The organism is Neisseria subflava (genome assembly GCF_024205705.1).
Taxonomy (GTDB): domain Bacteria; phylum Pseudomonadota; class Gammaproteobacteria; order Burkholderiales; family Neisseriaceae; genus Neisseria; species Neisseria subflava_D.
In genome coordinates this window covers 735,550-757,272 of record NZ_CP073115.1, presented here as the reverse complement: position 1 = coordinate 757,272, position 21,723 = coordinate 735,550, and the positions used below count along the sequence as shown (strand labels likewise).

Sequence of the window (21,723 nt, the reverse complement as noted above, 5' to 3'; positions counted from 1 at the left end):
AATAAAAAAGACACCGTATAAACGGTGTCTTTCATATTTGGCGGAGTAAGAGGGATTCGAACCCTCGATGCAGGTTGACCCCACATGCTTCCTTAGCAGGGAAGTGCCTTCAGCCTCTCAGCCATTACTCCTAAGGAAGACCGCAATATACGCTTTCTGCCCTTCTTCGTCAAGCATTACCGCCTCAAACTTTCTTAACGCCATGAAATCATTTAAATAAAAATATAATATTTTTTGCATCATCCTATTTTTATACTTCTTTCATATATGTTAAAATGATTCTGTTTTCTGTAAACCTTTTTTCACACCCCTTATTACAAAGGAGTTCGTATGTTACGTTTTTCTGCTTTGGTTGCCGTATCCGCCCTGATGCTTGCCGCCTGCTCACAATCCGGCAATTCCCAACCATCTACTTCCTCCTCTCAAACTTCTACTCAAAAAACAACTGCCGCCGGTTCTGCCTGCCGCAGCATGGGTGAAGGCCATAAAGTCAATGGCAAAGGTCAAAACGATATTTATATGTGTAAAGTCGATGTGGCTTTGAACTCTGCCGAAGCCAAATCCGCTTTGGATCCTAGCATCCGCGTTCACTACGGCAGCACATCCGGCGCGACTTTGACTTCCCGTCAAATCTCCAACTCAGTCGGCAAAACCCCTGATGAAACCTGCCAACGCGCATTCCTGAGCGCGGTTAAACGCTTCCAAAGCACTGCTCAACGCAAAAAAGCCAAATCCGTTCATCTGGTTAGCTACTTTGACAAAGTGACCAAAGGCGGTAACGAGTACGAATGCCACATCGCTACATTCAACAGCCGTGTGGTTTTGAAAGGTAGCTTCCACTAAGCAATGTCAAAAATGCCGGACTTCAATATGAAGTTTGGCATTTCTCTATTTTATGGATACGACACCCCTTCACTGCCTACTGGCCGATCCGTCTTTTGCCGCCTGCTACGACCATGTCTCTCTAAACGCAACCGACTCCCAACGTTTGGCTGCCACGCCACAACTGGCGCAGCGTCAAGACTGGCAAGTCAGCCGCGCATTAAAACAGCAAACCGATTTACCGACTGTATCGCTGAGCCACAGTCAAGGCTTTGCCGCTTTATTGTGTGCGCCTCAGCCCTTAACAGCCGGTGTCGATATCGAATTTATCCGCCCGCGTGATTTTAAAGCGCTGTCGGCTTTGATCTGCACACAGGAAGAACAAGACTATTTGGAAACGGCAAACTGGCCGTCTGAAACGTTTTACCGATTATGGTGTTTCAAGGAAGCCTTGATTAAAGCTGCGAATTTGGATTTTCCGTCGGATATGAAATCGGTCGGCTATGTTTTCGATTCAGGGCAACCCGTCGGTTTACGCGCTGGAAAGCAAACCGATTGGCACGGCACAAGCGCGATTTTGGCGGATACGATGGCACTTGCCTGCGTTTGGAAGGACAACGCCGTCGCTCTGCAATGGCAGTTTTTCGGTTCGCTCAAGCCCAATGATTTAACCGACCGGCAAACTATCTAACAACTGACAAAATAATAATAATCTGATTTAATTTACTGCACTTTTACTTATTCCGCACACCAACAGCAGCATTTGCAAAAGGCCGTCTGAACGATGAATCTTCGCCTCCTAAACCGCCTCTATACTGCCCTTATCCTGTTTCTTACCCTGTTTTTGGTTTATGCCTTTGCTTCACAAGCGCGCATCCAAACCGATTTGACCGCGTTGTTACCAAGCGAGCAGCAACCCGATGCCTTACTGACGGCCGCGGATAAAGCCGCAGAAGCGCAGCTCAATTCACAAGTTATTTTGCTTGCAGGCAGTACCGATGCCGAAACCGCTTTTCAGACGGCCGCACAAATTGCCGACACATGGCGCAAAAGCGGCGTATTTGAACAAGTCGACAGCAGCATGACGCCGAATTTGGACAAAGTGCGGGCGGATATGCAGAAACTGAGCTTGGCGGTTTTGCCGCAAGACGAAATCCGCCTGCTGTTTGAGCAGCCGCAAGCCTATTTTCAGGCTCGGGCAGAAGCCGCGGCCAATCCGTTTGCCGCGCCCTCGCCTTTGTCTTTAGAACAAGACTGGCTGGGCTTCGGACGCTTTGTTGCCGACAAAGCCAATCCGCAAAGCCGTTTGCAGTGGGACATGGACAACGGCATGCTGTTTGCCGAAGACAAAGGCAAAACTTGGGTATTCCTGCGCGGACGGCTCGCCGGTGGCGATCAATTTTCCGGCAACGATGCCCTCTTGTCGCTGATGGCGCAAAGCCGTCAAATCGCTTCGGAAAACGGTGCGGAAACCTTAAGCGCAGGTGGCGCATTGTTCGCCGCCGTATCCAAAGCAGCCGCAGAAAAAGAAAGTCGGCTGATGAGCATGATCGGACTTGGGCTGACCTTTGCGCTGCTGTTGTGGGTCTTCCGCAGCGGCCGAGTATTTTTGCTGTCCTTGCCGCTGGCCGCTGGTATGTTGACCGGATTGGCGGTCGCTTTATTAGTATTCGGCGAAGTGCATATCCTGACCATCGTTATCGGCACCAGCTTGGTGGGGATGTTGGTGGATTTCCCGTTGCACTGGCTTGCTCCGTCGGTATTCGGGCCGTCTGAAAAGACCGTTTGGCAGGCTGAATCGGCAATAAAACATGTCTTGCCAAGTTTTGCCGTCAGCCTGACAATTACCGTCTTGGGCTACGCGCTGCTGTGGTTCACCCCTTTGCCTGTACTGCGCCAAACCGCCGTATTTTCAGGCTTTGCCTTATTTGGCGCGTTTGGTGCCACCGTTTTATGGCTGCCGCCGCTGTTTCGCCGCTACCGTGCCAAAACCGTGCCTTTTGCCGCATTAACCGAAAAGCTCTATTCCTTATCAGGCCGTCTGAAAAACCGCCTGCACAAACGCGGTTGGTTAATCGTGGGCGGAATTTTGCTGGCAGTCGGACTGTGGCGCAGCGACTGGCGTGACGACATCCGTCAATGGGTCAATATGCCGACCGCGATGTTGACCGAAGTACAACAAATCGGCCAGTTGAGCGGCACGGATTTTGGCGGCAAATATTTGGTGGCCGAAGCACAAAGTGAAGATGCCCTGTTGAAGAAAACCGCCGAACTCGGTCGCGCCCTGCAGCCCTTAATCGCGCAAGGCAAACTATCCGGCATCCAATCGCCCGACCAATTCATCCTGCCGACAACGGAACAGCAAAAACTGCAAAACCGCCTGCGCGAATTGACCAAGTTGCCTGATAGCTGGAAACCGCTTACCGAAATCGGTATTCCGCGCAAAACCGTACGCGATGCCCTGCTGCAAGCTGCCGACACACAACCATTATCGCTTTCAGACGGCCTGAATACCGATTTGGCAGAGGCTTGGCGTTCCTTGTATTTGGGCGAAGTGGAACCAGGTCGTTTTGCTGCCGTCGTGCGTTTGAACGGCATGACCGATGAAGCCGCCGTACGCGCCGTGGCGCAACACATCTCCGGCGTACATTGGGCAGACAAGCGCGCCCACTTAAACGAGCTTTTCCACCACACGCGCAATCAGGCCGCATGGTTGAAACTGGCTTCCTATGCGTTGGCATGGCTGCTTTTATGGAAAATGTTTGGTTTCAAACGCGGCAGCAAAGTCCTTGCCGTACCGCTGGCCGCCGCCATCTGCACCGTTGCCGTACTTGGTTTGGCAGGCATTCCCGTCAGCCTGTTTGCCATGTTCGGCCTGCTTTTAGTGTCCGCCATCGGCGTGGACTATGCCGTCTATGCCGCCACCGCACACCACAGCGCCCCGGCAAAATTAGGCGGTATGCTGCTTGCCGCCGCGACGACAGCCATTTCCTTTGCCCTGCTCGCCATCAGCAGCACGCCCGCTGTTGCCGCGTTCGGCATGACGGTTACCATCGGCGTGGTATTCAATATTTGGCTGGCAGGCACATTGTTGAAAAATTAGACAAAAGATAAAGACGATTGAAATTGAAGCGATATTTTTTCAACTTCTATCGTCACGTTGTAAGAGGCCGTCTGAAAAACTTCAGACGCTAGTTTAAACATTTTTTTATCATTAAAATCAAAGGTATTTTCAAATGTCCGTAGAATTTGACGTTGCCGTTATCGGCGCAGGTCCTTCAGGTTCGGTTGCTTCCGCTTTGCTGAACAAACAAGGCTTTAAAGTTTGCGTATTGGAAAAACAACATTTCCCGCGCTTTGTCATCGGCGAAAGCCTGTTGCCGCATTGCATGGAAATGTTGGAAGAAGCCAGTTTTGCCGATGCAGTGCATGCCGAGCCCAGCTTTCAATTTAAAGACGGCGCTGCGTTTTCATGGGGCAGCCGTTACACAGATTTCAACTTTACTGAAAAATTTTCAGACGGCCCCGGTACTATTTATCAAGTGCGCCGCGGCATCTTCGACAAAATCCTGATTGATGAAGCGGCAAAACAAGGCGTCGATGTCCGCTTCGGACATGGCGTAACCACATTTGACAACAGTGGCGATATGGCATGTTTGAGCGTTGCAACCGATACAGGCGAAAACTATGAACTGACTGCCAAATTCGTTTTGGATGCCAGCGGTTACGGCCGTGTCCTGCCCCGCCTTTTAGATTTGGAAAGCCCGTCTGAGCTGCCTCCGCGCCAAGCCCACTTCACGCATATCGACGACAACATCACCAGCCCGAAATTCGACCGCAACAAAATCCTGATCAACACGCATCCTGAACATCGCGATGTCTGGATTTGGCTGATTCCTTTCGGCGACAACCGCTGCTCCATCGGCGTTGTCGGCACGCCCGACAAACTGGCCGGCGAATCAGAAGCCGTGTTGAAAAAATTTGTGTACGAATGCCCGATGCTGGCGGAAATTTTGGATAAAGCCGTTTGGGAAAACGACTTCCCGTTCCGCTCTATCCAAGGCTATTCCGCCAACGTGAAAACCTTATACGGCAAACATTTCGCCCTTTTGGGCAACGCCGCCGAATTCCTCGACCCCGTCTTCTCCTCCGGTGTAACCATTGCCCTGCACTCTGCCAAACTGGCTGCCGATTTGTTGGGCAAACAGCTCAAAGGCGAAGCCGTCGATTGGCAAACCGAATTTGCCGACCAACTGATGATCGGCGTGAACGCATTCCGCACTTATGTAAACGGTTGGTACGATTTCCGCTTCCAAAATGCCATCTACGCGCCTAACCGCAGTCCTGAAATCAGCCGTATGATTTCATCTATTCTGGCAGGCTACGCTTGGGACACGAACAATCCATTCGTGGAAAAATCCGAGCAACGCTTGTCCACACTTGCCGCATTGGTGGGCGATTTGAAGGTAGAATAAGGACGAATGTCTTTCAGACGGCCTAGACTGAAAACAGAACAGGCCGTCTGAAACTTCATCCACACCATTAAATATTTTGACCGATAGATAAAACCTTATGCGATTTATCCCTTTGCTTGCCGCACTGCTGCTTTCCGCATGTGCGACCTCGCTCCCCCATCCGCAAACGCTACCGCCGCTTTCCAAAGAAGGTCAATGGTTCAAACTCGAGCAGACTAATGCGGTGGGGCAAACCGTTCAAACCAATCTCTTGGCAGTCGAACCTCATTCAGACGGCATCCGCTTTGTCCAAACCGATGCACTGGGTGCGCCGGTATCGCGTCAATCGGTCAGTACCAAAGGCTGGAAAAATGACGGCTTTGTGATGCCAAATGCCAGTTCGCGCCGACTGTTTGCCGCCTTGTTGCCGCTTTTGGCCGCCGAACACGCCGCCACGCTTTACCCTGAAGCCCGCCAACAAAACGCCACCCATCAAGGCTTCTGCCCTGACGGCAAAGGCGCGGTGTTCAGCTACCGCGAGCGTGATTTGTGGTGTGTCGCCCACCATTCCGAACAATTCCTCATCGGCTTCCCCGACCAAACTTTCTGGACGGTCAGCCCGATTGCAGAAGACTAATTCATGAATACTCCTGTTTATCTCAGCCGTCCGGCACTGACCAGCGCATTGGGCAGCGGCTTGCAAGTTCATGCCGATTCCTTACTCACGCCGTCTGAAAACACGCCCCTGACTTTTTCAGACCAATGGGTAAAAGGCAAAACGCATGCTTTTGGTGCAGTCAAAGAAACCCTGATGCCTCTGCCCGACAGCATTCCCGAAGCGCATCGCAGCCGCAACAACCAGCTTATCCTGCACGCGCTTTCGCAAATAGACGGACTGATTCAGACGGCCATTGCCCGTTACGGCAAAGAAAGGGTCGCTGTCGTGACTGGTACGTCCACCAGTGGCGCAGATGAAAATATCCCTTTGTTTCAACACGTTGTCCAAGGTGGTGAATGGACGGATGTTCCGTTCAAACAGCTGCAACACACCATGGTTTCGCCCTCCGAATTTATCGCCCAAGTTTACGGTTTAGACGGCTTGCGCTATACCGTTTCCACCGCCTGCACTTCCGGCGCACGCGCCCTCATCAGCGCAGCCCGATTGCTTCGTGCCGGATTGTGTGATGCCGTAATTTGCGGCGGCGCGGATACGCTTTCTCCGCTGACGATTAATGGTTTTGCCTCTTTGGAAGTGCTTTCAGACAGCATCGCCAAGCCTTTTTCCTCCAACCGCAACGGCATCAATATCGGCGAAGCGGCCGCATTTTTCGTGATGACGCGCGATGCCGATTTTGACGGCGAAATGCAGTTGCTGGGCTATGGTGCAAGTAGCGATGCCTACCATATGTCTTCTCCCCGCCCCGACGGTTTGGGTGCAGCCCAATCCTTTCAGGCCGCTTTGGATAAAGCCGGTTTGAAAGCAGAAGACATCGGCTGGATCAATCTGCACGGCACCGGCACGCAACACAACGACAGCATGGAAAGCCGAGCCGTTGCCGAAGTATTTGGCAGCCACACCCTTTGCACTTCAACCAAGCCATCTACCGGTCACACTTTAGGTGCAGCCGGTGCGATCGAAGCCGCATTTGCCTGGTTGATGGCCAACCGCCAATACAATCCGGAAGGCAAACTGCCGCCGCAACAATGGGACAACGTACCCGATTCCGAGCTGCCCAACATCGCTTTGACCGACGAAAACAGCCGCTGGCCGTCTGAAAAACGTATTGCCGCCAGCTCGTCATTTGCCTTCGGCGGCAGCAATGCCGTTTTGATTATCGGATAAGTCCTTATATTTAGGCTGTCTTTTCAGACGGCCTTTTTCTTTTCCGCAACTTAAAAAACAATAACATCAAAACAACAACCAAATCCGCCGAAATATGCCATAATAGGCTTAGCACGTTTCTTCTCGCGATGTGCCCGAAAAGAAAAACTTAACCTACATAGAGAATAATCCCATGACTAAATCCACCATTATCTATACCTACACCGACGAAGCTCCTGCATTGGCCACTCAATCCCTGCTGCCAATCGTGCAGGCGTTTACCCGCCATGCCGATATTGATGTCAAAACCAGCGACATCTCTCTCTCCGGCCGTATTTTGGCAGCGTTTCCCGAATACCTGACCGAAGCGCAACGCGTACCTGATGCGCTTGCCGAATTGGGCGAACTGGTAAAACAACCCGATGCAAACGTGATCAAACTGCCGAACATCAGCGCATCCGTACCTCAACTGACTGCCGCGATTAAAGAATTGCAGTCTAAAGGCTTTGCCGTTCCCGACTATCCTGCCGACCCTCAAACCGATGAAGAAAAAGCCGTACGCGAACGCTACGACCGCATCAAAGGCAGCGCGGTAAACCCTGTCCTGCGTGAAGGCAACTCCGACCGCCGTGCGCCTAAAGCAGTGAAAAACTTTGCGAAAAAACATCCGCACAGCATGGGCGCATGGACCAAAGACTCCAAAACCCACGTTGCCACCATGCAAAGCGGCGACTTTTTCCATAACGAACAATCCGTTACCGTACCTGAAGCGACTTCCGTATCCATCGTATTCACCGACAAACAAGGTAACAAAAAAGAGCTGCGCGAGCCTGTTGCCCTGAAAGCCGGCGAAATCATCGACGCGACCGTGATGAGCAAAAAAGCCCTGCTCGCCTTCCTTGCCGAACAAGTGAAAGACGCGAAAGCAAAAGGCGTGTTGTTCTCGCTGCACATGAAAGCCACCATGATGAAAGTGTCCGACCCGATTATCTTCGGACACGCAGTCAAAGTGTTCTTCGCGCCTGTCTTTGAAAAATTCGGCGACAAACTGGCTGCCGCAGGCGTCAACGTCAACAACGGCTTCGGCAACCTGCTTGCCAATCTGGACAAGCTGGATGCGGACACCCGCGCTGCCGTTGAAGCCGAAATCGCCGCCGTTTATGCCGCCAACCCTGATTTGGCCATGGTTGATTCCGACAAAGGCATCACCAACCTGCACGTTCCTAGCGATGTCATCGTCGATGCTTCTATGCCTGCAATGATTCGTAACTCCGGCCGTATGTGGGACAAAGACGGCAAAGCGCAAGACACCAAAGCCGTCATTCCAGACAGCAGCTACGCCGGCGTTTACCAAGCAACCATCGATTTCTGCCGCGAACACGGCGCGTTTGACCCGACAACCATGGGTACCGTTCCTAACGTCGGCCTGATGGCGCAAGCAGCCGAAGAATATGGTTCACACAACAAAACTTTCGAAATCGAAGCCGACGGACAGGTTCAAGTCATTGATGCAGCAGGTAATGTCCTGATGCAACACGACGTTGAAGCCGGCGACATCTGGCGTATGTGCCAAACCAAAGACGCTCCGGTTAAAGACTGGGTACAACTCGCCGTCAACCGCGCCCGTCTGAGCAACACACCAGCCGTGTTCTGGCTCGATGAAAACCGTCCACACGACAAGAGCCTGCTCGCCAAGGTTAAAACTTACCTTACCGAACTGGATACCGACGGCCTCGACATCCGCGTCCTCGCTCCCGAAGAAGCCGCTAAATTCAGCTTGGGCCGTCTGAAAAACGGCGAAGATACCATCTCCGTAACCGGCAACGTCCTGCGCGACTACCTGACCGACTTGTTCCCAATTTTGGAACTGGGCACCAGCGCGAAAATGCTGTCTATCGTTCCATTGATGAATGGCGGCGGTATGTTTGAAACCGGCGCGGGCGGTTCTGCACCGAAACACGTTCAACAATTCCTCGAAGAAAACCACTTGCGTTGGGACTCTTTGGGCGAATTCCTCGCGCTTGCCGTATCGTTTGAACATCTGGCGCAAAAAACCGGTAACGCCAAAGCCCAAGTCCTCGCTGACACTTTGGATGCAGCCACCGAAAAACTGCTGTTGAACGACAAATCGCCTAAACGCAAAGCAGGCGAACTCGACAACCGCGGCAGCCATTTCTACCTCACCCTCTACTGGGCGCAAGAATTGGCAGCGCAAGACAAAGATGCCGAACTGAAAGCCGCATTTACTCCATTGGCAGCCGCTTTGACTGCCGACGAAGCCAAAATCGTTGAAGAACTCTCTGCCGTACAAGGCAAAGCGGTCGACATCGGCGGCTACTACGCAGCCAATCCTGAAAAAGCAGCACAAGCAATGCGTCCAAGCGCAACCTTTAATCAGGCCTTGTCAGCCTTATAATTAAAGCAATAAAAGGCCGTCTGAACTTTCAGACGGCCTCAAACCTTATGGAAGCACAATGAAAAAAACCATTCTTTCTCTTACTCTCCTCATCAGCGCTCCGGCTTTGTGGGCATTTTCCCCTGCCGAATTGGCACAAACCCTGCAAAAACCGCAAAACGTACAAGGCAATTTTGTCCAACAACGCCAGCTCAAATCCCTCAGCAAACCCATGACCACCAGCGGCAGCTTTACCCTTATCCCACAAAAAGGCCTGCTCTGGAAAATGCAAAAACCATTTGAAACCACCCTGCGCGTGCGTTCAGACGGCATCATGCAATGGAACGGCAGCCAATGGGTCAACCCAAACGCCAGCAAGCTCAACGGCCAAAGCCGCCAAATCAAACTCTTCCTCGACCTTTTGGGCGGCAATACCCAAGGCTTGGAAAAACAATTTGATTTGAAATTAAACGGCAATGAGAAAAAATGGACGTTGACCTTAACTCCGAAAACCGCCATTACCCGTCAAATTTTTAACCGTATCGAAATCAACGGCGATACGCTGGTGCGTAAAATCGAATTGGACGAAAAGCAAGGCGACAAAACCACCATGCAGTTCAACCAAATCCAAACCGATAAAGCCCTAGACAGCTTCAGCCGTACCGCCCTCTAAATTGTCTATTCCAACAAAAGGCCGTCTGAAAATAGATTTCAGACGGCCTTTTATATTACTCGGCAGAAGGCTGTTGCCCTTTTCGTTCCGCCTTTCTGGCTTCGCGAATGGCTTTGAGTTCGGCCTCTTTCTGTCTGGCTTTTTTCAGCCAAGTTTCCCATTGGTTTGGCGTTTCCAACGTGATTCTGCCGATTTTGCCTTCGCGGAAATCAGTCAGGATATTTTCGGCGGCCTTTTGGTAGTTGACCCGTCCGCCGCTCAAAACCGCACCGCGTTTTTTTGCAATCCACTCCAACCAAGAAGTATCGTCCCAATGACTGCTTGGATCTTTGTCGGCTTGATAGCGCTCTTGCAATAGAACCAGATAATGGCGGCGGAGGTAATCCAAAAGCTCAAGCGCCACTTCTTCTTCGTCCAGCGCGTTGCGTCCGACTGCACCGCCGGCTGCAAGATTGTAGCCGCCTTCTTCAACAATAATTTTTGGCCACAACATACCCGGGGTATCGTAAAGCCAGAAATCGTCGGCAAGGAAAAGACGCTGTTCGGCTTTGGTAATACCGGGTTCATTACCGGTTTTAGCAGATTTTTTGCCGATCATGCCGTTAATCAAGGTGGATTTGCCGACATTGGGAATACCGCAAATCAGGACACGCAGTGGCTTCTCGATACCTTGGCGATGCGGAATCATGGCGCGGCAGGTTTGGGTAATTTTGCCATGCGCGCCGGTTTCGGAAGAATCAAGCGCAATGGCGCGGGTATCTTGACGGCTGTTGTAGTGTTCGAGCCAAACTTTGGTACGCTCGGGATCGGCAAGGTCTTGCTTATTTAAGATTTTCAGTTTGGGCTTACCTTTGGACAACTGGGCAAGCAAAGGGTTTTCGCTGGAAGCAGGCATACGCGCGTCCAGCATCTCAATCACCATATCAACGCTTTTAATGCGTTCGGCAATGGCTTTTTTTGCCTTGTTCATGTGGCCGGGAAACCATTGGATAGCCATGTCTTTTTATTCTTTCTATTCGTATCTGAGGCCGTCTGAAAAATCATTGTTTTTCAGACGGCCTCGGTATTTGGATAATCTGTCAATCAGGATTTAAAGGTTGCCATGCTCGTAGCTGTAATAACCTGCTTCATCCATACATTGCTCAAACGTCTTGGATGTATTGCCACGTTTGGTTCCATTTTGAACTTGTGATTTGCAGGTATTGATTTGGCGGGAAACTTCAGCTTCGCTCGCGCCGGTACGGTGCCAACGGTAAGCAGTAACAGGCTCTGTTGCACAAGCGGTCAAGATAAGCAGGGATAATGCGGTCAGACTGATTTTTTTCATGGTTTCTTCCTTTGAGGCCGTCTGAAACGGCAAGTTAACGTCCTGCCAAGCTTTGTGCCTGACGGTGGCGGACAAGGAGTTCGTAACGGCCCTTGAGACGTTCGGCCAGTTTTTCCACAACATAAACGGAGCGGTGCTGACCACCGGTACAACCGATGGCAATCGTTACATAACTGCGGCTCTCTTGTTGTAAGCGCGGCAACCAGCGGCTAATAAAATGGTCGATGTCATCAACCATTTCTTGAACCAACGGCTGCTGGCCCAAATAATCTTGAATAGGCTTGTCCATGCCGGTAAAGGGGCGCAATTCCGGATCATAATACGGATTGGGCAGGCTGCGCATATCAAACATAAAGTCGGCATTGTTGGGAACGCCGTATTTGAAACCAAAGGATTCAAGAATGACCAGCAAACCGACACGTTCAATATTGAGCCATTGTTGCACGGCATAACGCAGCTGCTGTGCGTTCATTTTGGACGTATCGATGCAATATGCGATGTCTCTAAGCGGGAAGAGCCACTCGCGTTCTTTTTGTAGGCTTTCCAACAAAGTCAGGTTTTGACCGGATAAAGGATGGCCGCGGCGGGTTTCCGAGAAGCGGCGAACCAACACACCCTCTTCCGCCTCAACAAACAGGACTTCGACCTGATGTCCTTCGTCACGCAAAAATTGGATTTGCTCTTGCGCTTCTTGGATATTGATACCGGAACGGATATCAACGCTGACACCGAGTTTGGTTTCATCGGCCCGTTCGATGTGGAGTGAAACCAATGATGGAAGCATTTCCAAAGGAAGATTATCGACACAGTAATAGCCCAAATCTTCGAGCTGCTTGAGAGCTACGGACTTTCCCGAGCCGGATAAGCCGCTAATCAGGACGATTTTCATGATTTTGTTCGTTTTCTTTGAGTTGTGTTTGGTGACGTTCGAGAAATTCTTTGGTGCTGTCTTTACCACGCAATTGAAGGATGTAATTGCGTACTGCAGCTTCAACCAATACTGCTAAGTTTCGACCGATTGCAACAGGCAGGGTAACGGAACGGACGCTGACGTTGAGGATAGATTCTGTTTCGGTACGGATGCTCAATCGATCAAGTTGTTTCATGTATCCATCGTCGGCCGGAACCAAATTGATAATCAGCTGGAGGATTTTTTTCGGACGGATAGAGGTTTCACCAAAAATATGACGGATATTGAGTATGCCCAAGCCGCGTACTTCGAGGAAATCACGCAGCATAGGCGGGCAACGGCCTTCCAGCATTTCCGGGCCGGTACGGAAGAGCTCTACCGCATCATCGGCAATCAGGCTGTGACCGCGCGAAATTAGCTCCAATGCCAATTCGCTCTTACCCAAGCCGGATTGTCCGGTAATGAGTACGCCCACTTCAAATACATCCAAAAATACGCCGTGCTTGATGGTGGAAGTCGCCAATGTGCGTTGCAGATAAATCCGCAAAACGTCCATCAGGTGTGGACTTTCCTGCTTGGAAGTCAGCAAGGGGATACTGTTGGTATGGCAATAATCGCGCAATTTGGGCGAAACCGGCAAGCCGTTGGCGACGATAACCAAAGACATGGGGATGTCGAAAAGCTCGCCGAAATCGTAGTTGAGCTCGCCCGATTCCAAGCGGCGCAAATATTCGGCTTCAGCTACGCCGACAACTTGAATTTGGTTGGGATGGATAAAGTTTAAGTGGCCGACCAAGGCCAAGACGGGTTTATCGGCTTCGACACCGATACGGTTGTCCGCGCCGGAATTACCGGCAGCCCAAGCAAGTTCGAGTTTGTGCTGATTATCGGAAAACAGGCGGCGGACAGATATGCTGGGCATGAATTACTCTTCGGTCAGGAGTGTGCGTACTTCTTCGGCAGAAGTCGCGGCCATCAATGCTTCACGGATGGCTTTTTGAGAGAATCTGCCGGCCAGTTTGGACAAGACTTCCAAATGTTCGCCGGTAGCGTTTTCAGGCACAAGCAGGATGAAAATCAAGGAAACGGGTTTGCCGTCGGGCGCATCAAAGGCAACCGGCTCTTTGGTGCGGATAAACGCACCGGTGGCTTTTTTCACGCATGCGTGACGGCCGTGAGGAATCGCCACCCCCTGCCCTAAACCGGTCGAACCAAGTTTTTCACGGGCAAACAGGCAGTCGAACACGTTGGTATTCGGTAATTCTGCTTCATTCTCCAGCAGCTGGGCGGCCTCTTCAAACAGACGCTTTTTGCTGCTGACTTCCAAATCCAAAACGATATGGGACAAAGGTAAAATTTCGCCAATCAGGCTCATGTGTATCTCTTTTAAATGTCGCAAAACAATGGGATTGTACCGATTGTCGGTGCAAATCTCAATCCTGAAGGCGTAATTTACACTCACCCTGCTAACATTTTCCATGTTGTTTTTGATATTTTTTAACAAGCTAAAAATAATCCAACTGCTTGCTTATATTGAATTTAAAGTAAAAATGCTATCACTGGCCAAACTATGATTCAAATGAAAAGGGGTATGCCCGGCATACCCCTTTTCCCTTTCTTTTCAGACGGCCTCAACCTAGTCTTTTAAAACAGTTTGGAAACCAAAAACAACCAGAAATAATGGCAGACCAATCCGCAAAACCACGCCAAACCGATGCGGTTGTTGGCCAAAAACGTTTGGAAACACAACTGGCGATTACGCGTACGGATGACAACATATTGCTGATACTGCCAATAAACAGTTATCGGCAATATCAACCAATACGGCCAAGTTGCGCCGATTTTAATACCCAATACCGCCATCAATACGGTAAACCAAAAATGGCAAAGCATAGAGGCGGTAATATCGTGATGGCCAAATGTGATTGCCGAAGTTTTAATGCCGATTTTCAAATCGTCTTCTTTGTCCGCCATGGCATAAATCGTGTCGTAAGCCAGCGTCCATAAGGCATTGGCGGTAAACATCAGCCACGCTTCGGGAGGCACTCTGCCTTGCACGGCGGCAAAGGTCATGGGAATGCCGAATGAAAATGCCAGTCCTAAATAAAACTGCGGCAACGGGAAAAAGCGTTTGGTAAAGGGATATGTGATGGCAAGGAACAAGGCCGGAAGGCTCATCAGCCAAGTAAAGCGGTTGAGCTGCACCAAGCATAAAGCCGCCATCAGACACAGCATGACTGTCAAAAGCAGCGCTTCGATTTTAGAAACCAAACCTTTGGCAAACGGGCGGTTTTTGGTGCGCTCTACTGCACCGTCAAAATTGCGGTCGGCAAAGTCATTCACCACGCAACCTGCGCTGCGCATCAAAAATGTGCCTGCGCTAAAGGCAATAAAAATATCCGCGTCGGGAACACCTTTAGACGCAATCCACAATGCCCAATAAGTCGGCCACAGCAAAAGCAGTGTGCCAATAGGTTTGTCGATACGCATCAGTTTGGCGTATATCACCATCCGTCCGACAGCGTAACGCGGTAAAAATTGTAGGAAAAAGCGCCTTATGTTCATTGATGTAATGTGTCGTTGTTTATGTGTCGATTCGGAAGGAAAGGCTTTTTAGAGCCTTAACTCTTATTATAATGTATTACCGTCTGAAATTAAACAGCTCTTAACAATTTAATTTATTGTATTATAACAGAATTATGACAAACATCGGTAAACGGTTTTATTTTCAGACAGCCTTAGCGGTATAAATCTATTAATTTCAATAAGAAATATTCTGTTAATTCCAATGTTTCGCCGTTCCAATCGAAATACGAACGGCGCGCGGTAACAGGCCGTCTGAAAGATGGATGGTCGAAATCTTCAAAACGAAGAAACTCAAAATCCGAACGCTTCAACGGCAATGTACCGTCAAACAGGCGCTCGCCCAAAGGCTGCGTTCCGCAATCCAATAATTCTGTCCATAGACTGCTGTCCGGCCGGCACGCGCTTCTGGCTTGTATCACTGTTTCGCCGTCCAGTTTGAGCAAAACATCGCGCACAAAGATTTCGTCTCCATTTTCCACTCCCTTCGTCAAACCCAAATACACCGGCTCGACTGAAAAATCCTTACCGGAAGCGCGCAAAGCGGCAGTTAGCGAAGAAACGGTCAGCAGATGTTCGGCCTTAGACGGCAAAAGACTTGAAGCTTCGGCATATAAACAAAGCGTGCCACGCGGTATATCAAGCTCCATCTGACACCTCTGTCTTGGCCAACTCCTGCCATTTGGCTTCGGGAAACTCATCTTTCAGACGGCCTTTAAGATATTCCAAGGTATCTCCGGCAACGGTTTCATCTTTGCTGTCATGAATATGGTTGAAAATCAGGCTATGCAAGCTGATGCCGTATTGTTTGAGCGCGGCGAAACTGAGTAAAGTGTGGTTGATACTGCCGAGCCGTCCGCTGGTAACGAGGATGACGGGATAAGCCTGTTGCTGAATATAATCAATGGTTAATAGGTTTTCCATCAGCGGAACCATCAATCCGCCCGCACCTTCGACCAATACGATTTCGTATTGTGCCGCCAATTCTTGCGTGGCGGTGCGGATTTTGTCCAAGTCCAAAGCCCTACCATCCAGACGGGCGGCGAGATGGGGCGAGGCGGGGTAGCTGAAGATTTCGGGCATGGTCAGCCCTTGTTTGTCGGCTTCCTGTATGGGTATGCCCATGATTTTGCGGTGGACGGCGATGTCGTCGGCGATGTCTTGGCAACCTGTTTGCACGGACTTTTGCGTGATCACGCTTTTGCCTTGCTGCAATAATCGTTTTGCCAACATACCGGTGGCGACAGTTTTGCCGATGTCCGTATCAATGCCACTGACGAAGTAAACGCCTTTCATTTGCTGTGTTCCCTCAAAATTTGCACGGTTTTATCGGCAAGTTCGGTCAAGAGGCCGTCTGAAATGATGTAAGGCGGCATGAGGTACACCAGCCTGCCGAATGGGCGCACCCAAATGCCCTGAGCCACGCAATCCGCTTGAAAACGCGCCATATCCACGCCTTTTTCCAGCTCAATCACGCCGATGGCACCCAAAACGCGCACGTCTTTCACGCCGCGAATATCCCATGCGGCTTTCAGACGGCCTTTTAAGATGCTTTCGATGCGGCGGATATTTGCCTGCCAATCTTGGGACAAAAGCAGCTTGACCGAAGCGCAGGCAACGGCACACGCCAGCGGGTTCGCCATAAACGTCGGTCCGTGCATAAACACGCCCGCTTCGCCGCACGAAATCGTTTCAGTGACTTTTTGCGAAGTGATTGTCGCCGCCAGCGTCATATAACCGCCACTCAAGCCCTTGCCGATACACATAATATCCGGCACGACATCCGCGTGTTCACAGGCAAACATCTTGCCCGTACGCCCGAATCCGGTGGCAATTTCGTCAAAAATCAACACGATATCAAATTCGTCGCACAAATTGCGCAATCCGCGAAGATACTGCGGATGATAAAAATACATACCGCCCGCGCCCTGCACGACCGGCTCTAAAATAAAGGCGGCGATATCCGCATGATGCGCTTCAAACAAGGCGCGGACAGGCTGCAAATCTGCCTCGTCCCATTCATCGTCGAAACGGCTTTTCGGATTATCGACAAAATAACGCTGCGGCAGAGCGCTGCCGAAAATATAATGCATCCCCGTTTCCGGATCGCAGACGGACATCGCGTTCCAAGTATCGCCGTGATACCCGCGCCGCACCGTCGCAATATTCTGCTTCGCCGTCAAACCCCGCGCCTGCTGGTACTGCACTGCCATTTTCAACGCAACTTCCACCGAAACCGAACCCGAATCCGCATAAAAAATACGGTCCAGCCCCTGCGGCAAAATCCCGACCAACAACTTGCCCAGTTCCACCGCCGGCTCGTGCGTCAAACCGCCGAACATCACATGCGACATCTGCTTAATCTGCGCCTCAACCGCCTGATTCAAAACGGGATGATTGTAGCCGTGTATCGCACACCACCAAGACGACATCCCGTCAATCAGCCGCGTTCCGTCCGCCAATTCGATGTGCACGCCCTCCGCTCGGCGCACCGGATAAACAGGCAACGGATCGGTCATGGATGTATAGGGATGGAGCAGATGGGCGCGGTCGAAATCGAGTAGGGAGGAATGTTCAGACATGTTTAAAACAATGGTTTGATCAGTTTCATTATTATATAACATATTTCCTATTTCAGACGGCACGTCTTCCGTACTGCATCAACGCCAATCCGCCTACTGCCGCCAAACAGCCGGCAACCAAGGAAACATGCAATGCCTCGCCCAAAAACCAAGCGGAACACAAAATACCGAATACCGGCACCAAAGTGATGTACGCCGCCGCGCTGCCCGCGCCCAAAGTCTTTACGCCTTCAAAATACCACGCATAGCTCAAAACCGTTGCACCGACAGACAGGCCAATCAAAGCAAACCAGCCCCTGCCGTCCATTTCGGCAAGCATACCAAACGGCAGGCCGTCTGAAATCAGCGCAGGCGGCAGCAACATCATTGCACCCAGCCAAGCAGTAGCCACGGTAACCGTCAGCGCATCAATCCCCTGCAACACCGCCCGGCCTATCATCGTATAAGTGACCAAGCAGCAAAGGCTGAAAAATACCAGCACTTCGCCCCATCCTACGCCACCGCCCGACAAAAATGCCGCAATCTCGCCATGTGTAACCGCCCATATCGAGCCTGCCACAGCCAACAGCATACCCGACACAATCTTGCCGTTGAGCTTCTCGCCAAACAACAAAGCCGCAAAAAACATCGTCAATACAGGATTGAATGTGACCAACACCGTCGCCCTTGACGCAGGAATCCGCTGCAAACCCAGCATAGACAACACAGTAAAACCAAATACGCCGAATGCCGCCGCCAGTGCCAACCCAAGCCATTGTTTGCGCGACAAAACCGCCAAAGTACGCAACCGATACCGTGCAAACAGCCAGCCCAAAAGCAAGATTGCCGCCGTCAAAAAGCGTAGCATACCGCCCGTTAAAGGCGGCAGCGCCTGTCCCAGCATCCGCCCCATCGGCCAAGATGCGCCCCAAAACGCCGCCATGCCCAATAGTTTTAGATGGATTGCTAAATGTTTCATGGTGATGGATAACTTGAATAATCAGTTTAGAAAGCGTACAAGCGCAGTTTGAAAGGATAAATTTCCTTAACCGCCGATACTTGATAGAGTTTACGCGGATAAAATACTACGCTGATCATTATGGAAACAAAGGCCGTCTGAAAGACTGAAATCCAGCTTTTTCAGACGGCCTTTACTGCTCAATCAATAAGGCTTACAACTCAATGCCTTTGAGTTTCGCCACAGTATTAATGTCTTTGTCGCCGCGACCGGAGAGGTTGACCAAAATCACTTGGTCTTTGCTCATTTTCGGTGCGTTTTTTACCGCCCAAGCAACGGCATGGCTGGACTCCAGCGCAGGAATAATGCCCTCAAAACGGCAGAGCAAATCAAAGGCTTCTAGTGCTTCGTCATCTTTAGCAACGGTATATTCCACGCGGTTGATGTCGTTCAAATGGCTGTGTTCCGGGCCGATGCCTGGGTAGTCCAAGCCTGCGGAAACGGAGTGCGTACCCAAGACTTGACCGTTTTCGTCCTGCATCAAATAGCTGCGGAAACCATGCAATACGCCGATAGGGGCTTTGCTGGTAATCGGTGCAGCGTGGTCAGGCGTATCCACGCCCAAACCGCCGGCTTCTACGCCGACCAAACGCACGTTTTCTTCTTCGATATAAGGGTAGAACAAACCGATGGCGTTGGAGCCGCCTCCCACGCAGGCAACGGCAACATCAGGTTGGCGGCCGATGGCTTCCAACATTTGTTCTTTGGCTTCATTGCCGATCACGCATTGGAAATCGCGTACCATTTCGGGATATGGCGCAGGACCTGCGGCAGTGCCGATGATGTAGAACGTGTCGTCCACGCGGGCGACCCATTCGCGCATGGCTTCGTTCATCGCGTCTTTCAAAGTACGGCTGCCGCTGTCGACGCTGACCACGTTCGCACCCAATAATTTCATGCGGAACACATTCGGCATTTGGCGTTGGATGTCGTCTGCGCCCATGTACACGTCGCAAGTCATGCCGAAACGTGCTGCGACGGTGGCAGAAGCCACGCCGTGCTGACCTGCGCCGGTTTCGGCAATCACGCGTTTTTTGCCCATGCGGCGGGCGAGCAATGCCTGACCGATGGTGTTGTTGACTTTGTGCGCGCCGGTATGGTTCAAATCTTCACGCTTCAGCCAGATTTGTGCGCCGCCCAAATGCTCGGACAATCGCGCGGCATGGTAAACAGGGCTGGGACGGCCGACATAGTGTTTCAAATCATGGCGGAACTCTTCCCAAAATGAAGGATCTTCTTTCGCTGCTTTATAGGCTTCTGCCAATTCTTGCAAAGCAGGAATCAGGGTTTCGGAAACGTACAGGCCGCCGTGTTCGCCGAAAAAGCCGTTCTCGTCGGGAGCGTGATAATTTTTCATGGGATTTTTCCTTGTTCGTTTTATGGTTTCAGACGGCCTGATTCAGTACAAGGCCGTCTGAAAGTAAAATTGTCAGCAATTATAGCCGTTTTCCATTCATCTTGTCGGCAACTAATTGAATAATAATTTCAGTAGCCAAAATAGGAACAACAGCGTACTGCTCGATGTTGCAATCAATGCCGTACCCAACGGCGGCGCGATATATTGTTCTTCGTTTTTGTTTCTCAGACATAGTTTCAATGCCAACATCCCCAGCCACAGTGCCAGCAACCAACAACCCAGAAAGTTAAGCGCAAGCAAAGCAATAATCAACTCATTAGTATTTATAGTACTTACGTTCAAAAATATCCAATTAAGGCCGTTAACAGACATAATGACTGCAGATATTTGTATCACATACAAAAGCGTTCCGCCCAGCAATACCTTTATATGCCATTGTTTGGCCTTCAGCCACACTGAGACGACATTAAAAAGCCACCACAAAGCCATAAACGTCATTAAAGAGATTTCATAACGATCCATCGCCCTACTCCTGAAAAACAGTCAATCCAGCCGTTTCAAAAAAAGCCCGATACGCCGCCGCTTTTTTCGCCAAACTCAAAGGATAGGCACGCGAAGTCGAAGGCAGGCGCGTCAGGGTCAACTCACGCCCCGCATAGGGAAACGGCACTGTTTCGCCTGTCTTCGGCATTTTCATGCCGCTGCCTTGAATCTCTAACAAAACTTCGGTTGCCTTGCCGCCGGTAGTGCAAAGATGGCGGCACTCGGGCATTTGCGCCAATACTGCCGCCAAATCGACGGTTTCTATCACTTTTAAAAACTTATCCGAAGCATTGCCATGTTCGCGTATTGCCTTCAACACGGTCGGACAGGATGCAATGCCCTTCTCACTTAAAAACGCTTTGATTTTATCGGCATCAAACGCTTTCTCGCCCTGCTTTTGAAAATGCGCCGCATCGCCGAAAAATACCAGCCCGTACACACGCCACATATCGTTTTGAAAATTCGGATAATGAAACTGCATCGCGTGTTTTTCTTCTTTAGGCGGAAACGTCCCCATCATCATGACCGTTGCCTGCGGCGGCAACAAGGCTGCGAAGGGATGGGACTCAACGATTGGCTCTTGCATAGCTGTATTCCGGTTGCTTTTCATTCAAACACATTTTCAGACGGCCTTTACCGCCTGAATAAACGCTGCCATTTTCTCCCTGCTCTTAACCCCGCCGGAGATTTCAACGCCGCCGGACACATCCACCGCCGCCGCACCACTGATTTTCACCGCTTCGGCAACGTTTTCCGCAGTCAATCCGCCGGCAAGTATCCACGGTTTGCCGATATTGCCGTGCAACATGGTCCAGTCGAAACTTTGTCCCGTACCACCGTATTCGGTCGGATGATAGGCATCAAACAGCAAGGCACGGGCATTCGGAAATTTGGCACAGGCCGTCTGAATATCGGCAGCTGACTGTACACGCACGGCCTTCAAATACGGGCGGTCGAACCGACGGCAAAAATCATCGTCCTCATCGCCGTGAAACTGAATCACATCTATCGGCACCTGACGCAAAATTTCACGGATGGTTTGCTCGTTTTCATTCACAAACAAGGCCACCACCGATACAAACGGCGGCAGGTTTTTCACAACCGCCTGCGCCTGCTCAATACTCACAGCCCGTTTACTCTTGGCGTAAAACACTAGCCCGATGGCATCCGCGCCCAATTCGGCCGCAGCCTGCGCGTCTTCAGGTCGGGTAATACCGCAAATTTTGGTGCGTATGGTGTTCATGGCGATGGCCTTTTT

Annotated in this window: 22 protein-coding genes and 1 tRNA gene; 8 read left to right on the top strand and 15 right to left on the bottom strand. The window is 50.8% G+C overall.

What is annotated here, in order from left to right; all coding sequences use genetic code 11:
* Positions 1-38: 38 nt before the first annotated feature.
* Positions 39-131, bottom strand: a tRNA-Ser gene (locus KCG54_RS03660).
* 199 nt (positions 132-330) lie between these two features.
* Between KCG54_RS03660 and KCG54_RS03655 the strand changes: the two genes are divergently transcribed.
* The 8 genes from KCG54_RS03655 (at position 331) to KCG54_RS03620 (ending at position 10,166) form a co-directional block, all read left to right on the top strand.
* Positions 331-843 carry a hypothetical protein gene (locus KCG54_RS03655; protein ID WP_254324686.1) on the top strand — a complete coding sequence of 171 codons (513 nt, stop codon included), beginning with the start codon at positions 331-333 and terminating at the stop codon, positions 841-843.
* Positions 844-895: 52 nt separating this feature from the next.
* A complete protein-coding gene (locus KCG54_RS03650; RefSeq protein ID WP_254324685.1) occupies positions 896-1,513 on the top strand; it encodes a 4'-phosphopantetheinyl transferase family protein in 618 nt (205 codons plus the stop codon).
* A 93-nt stretch (positions 1,514-1,606) separates the two neighbouring features.
* Positions 1,607-3,925 (top strand): MMPL family transporter, encoded by a 2,319-nt coding sequence (locus KCG54_RS03645; protein WP_254324684.1) that lies wholly within the window; start codon positions 1,607-1,609, stop codon positions 3,923-3,925.
* 133 nt (positions 3,926-4,058) lie between these two features.
* Positions 4,059-5,297: an NAD(P)/FAD-dependent oxidoreductase gene (locus KCG54_RS03640; RefSeq protein WP_254324683.1), complete on the top strand. Its 1,239-nt coding sequence runs from the start codon at positions 4,059-4,061 to the stop codon at positions 5,295-5,297.
* 97 nt (positions 5,298-5,394) lie between these two features.
* Positions 5,395-5,913, top strand: coding sequence for a hypothetical protein (locus KCG54_RS03635; RefSeq protein WP_254324682.1), 519 nt, complete (start codon positions 5,395-5,397; stop codon positions 5,911-5,913).
* A gap of 3 nt (positions 5,914-5,916) precedes the next feature.
* Positions 5,917-7,119 (top strand): beta-ketoacyl-ACP synthase, encoded by a 1,203-nt coding sequence (locus tag KCG54_RS03630; protein ID WP_254324681.1) that lies wholly within the window; start codon positions 5,917-5,919, stop codon positions 7,117-7,119.
* A gap of 172 nt (positions 7,120-7,291) precedes the next feature.
* Positions 7,292-9,514: an NADP-dependent isocitrate dehydrogenase gene (locus tag KCG54_RS03625; protein WP_254324680.1), complete on the top strand. Its 2,223-nt coding sequence runs from the start codon at positions 7,292-7,294 to the stop codon at positions 9,512-9,514.
* 58 nt (positions 9,515-9,572) lie between these two features.
* The gene (locus KCG54_RS03620) at positions 9,573-10,166 is read left to right on the top strand and encodes a LolA family protein (protein WP_254324679.1); all 594 of its coding nucleotides are present in this window, start codon (positions 9,573-9,575) and stop codon (positions 10,164-10,166) included.
* 55 nt (positions 10,167-10,221) lie between these two features.
* Here the strand turns inward: KCG54_RS03620 and ylqF are convergent, their stop codons facing one another.
* The 14 genes from ylqF to KCG54_RS03550 form a co-directional block, all read right to left on the bottom strand.
* On the bottom strand, positions 10,222-11,163 hold the full coding sequence (ylqF, locus tag KCG54_RS03615) for a ribosome biogenesis GTPase YlqF (RefSeq protein WP_254324678.1): 942 nt from the start codon (positions 11,161-11,163) through the stop codon (positions 10,222-10,224).
* Between the two features lie 93 nt (positions 11,164-11,256).
* Positions 11,257-11,493: a lipoprotein gene (locus KCG54_RS03610; protein ID WP_003684875.1), complete on the bottom strand. Its 237-nt coding sequence runs from the start codon at positions 11,491-11,493 to the stop codon at positions 11,257-11,259.
* 34 nt (positions 11,494-11,527) lie between these two features.
* Positions 11,528-12,382 (bottom strand): RNase adapter RapZ, encoded by an 855-nt coding sequence (rapZ, locus tag KCG54_RS03605; RefSeq protein ID WP_254324677.1) that lies wholly within the window; start codon positions 12,380-12,382, stop codon positions 11,528-11,530.
* Entirely contained in the window at positions 12,363-13,325 is a 963-nt protein-coding gene (hprK, locus tag KCG54_RS03600) for an HPr(Ser) kinase/phosphatase (protein ID WP_003747372.1), read from the bottom strand. Before hprK ends, rapZ begins: the two co-directional genes overlap by 20 nt.
* Positions 13,326-13,328: 3 nt before the next feature.
* Positions 13,329-13,778 carry a PTS IIA-like nitrogen regulatory protein PtsN gene (ptsN, locus tag KCG54_RS03595; protein WP_039862228.1) on the bottom strand — a complete coding sequence of 150 codons (450 nt, stop codon included), beginning with the start codon at positions 13,776-13,778 and terminating at the stop codon, positions 13,329-13,331.
* A gap of 269 nt (positions 13,779-14,047) precedes the next feature.
* Positions 14,048-14,968, bottom strand: coding sequence for a 4-hydroxybenzoate octaprenyltransferase (gene ubiA, locus KCG54_RS03590; protein ID WP_254324676.1), 921 nt, complete (start codon positions 14,966-14,968; stop codon positions 14,048-14,050).
* 173 nt (positions 14,969-15,141) lie between these two features.
* Positions 15,142-15,636: a chorismate--pyruvate lyase family protein gene (locus KCG54_RS03585; protein ID WP_254324675.1), complete on the bottom strand. Its 495-nt coding sequence runs from the start codon at positions 15,634-15,636 to the stop codon at positions 15,142-15,144.
* Positions 15,626-16,282: a dethiobiotin synthase gene (gene bioD, locus KCG54_RS03580; protein WP_254324674.1), complete on the bottom strand. Its 657-nt coding sequence runs from the start codon at positions 16,280-16,282 to the stop codon at positions 15,626-15,628. The genes KCG54_RS03585 and bioD overlap by 11 nt, the downstream gene beginning before the upstream one ends.
* Positions 16,279-17,568, bottom strand: a complete 1,290-nt coding sequence (gene bioA, locus KCG54_RS03575; protein ID WP_254324673.1) for an adenosylmethionine--8-amino-7-oxononanoate transaminase — start codon at positions 17,566-17,568, stop codon at positions 16,279-16,281. Before bioA ends, bioD begins: the two co-directional genes overlap by 4 nt.
* A 52-nt stretch (positions 17,569-17,620) precedes the next feature.
* Positions 17,621-18,526: a DMT family transporter gene (locus KCG54_RS03570; RefSeq protein WP_254324672.1), complete on the bottom strand. Its 906-nt coding sequence runs from the start codon at positions 18,524-18,526 to the stop codon at positions 17,621-17,623.
* Between the two features lie 193 nt (positions 18,527-18,719).
* Positions 18,720-19,922: a tryptophan synthase subunit beta gene (gene trpB, locus KCG54_RS03565; protein ID WP_107848694.1), complete on the bottom strand. Its 1,203-nt coding sequence runs from the start codon at positions 19,920-19,922 to the stop codon at positions 18,720-18,722.
* A gap of 111 nt (positions 19,923-20,033) precedes the next feature.
* Positions 20,034-20,444, bottom strand: coding sequence for a hypothetical protein (locus KCG54_RS03560; protein WP_254324671.1), 411 nt, complete (start codon positions 20,442-20,444; stop codon positions 20,034-20,036).
* 4 nt (positions 20,445-20,448) lie between these two features.
* Positions 20,449-21,051, bottom strand: coding sequence for a DNA glycosylase (locus KCG54_RS03555; protein WP_070813819.1), 603 nt, complete (start codon positions 21,049-21,051; stop codon positions 20,449-20,451).
* Positions 21,052-21,087: 36 nt separating this feature from the next.
* Complete coding sequence (locus KCG54_RS03550) at positions 21,088-21,708, bottom strand: phosphoribosylanthranilate isomerase (RefSeq protein ID WP_254324670.1); 621 nt, start codon at positions 21,706-21,708, stop codon at positions 21,088-21,090.
* Positions 21,709-21,723: the final 15 nt, after the last annotated feature.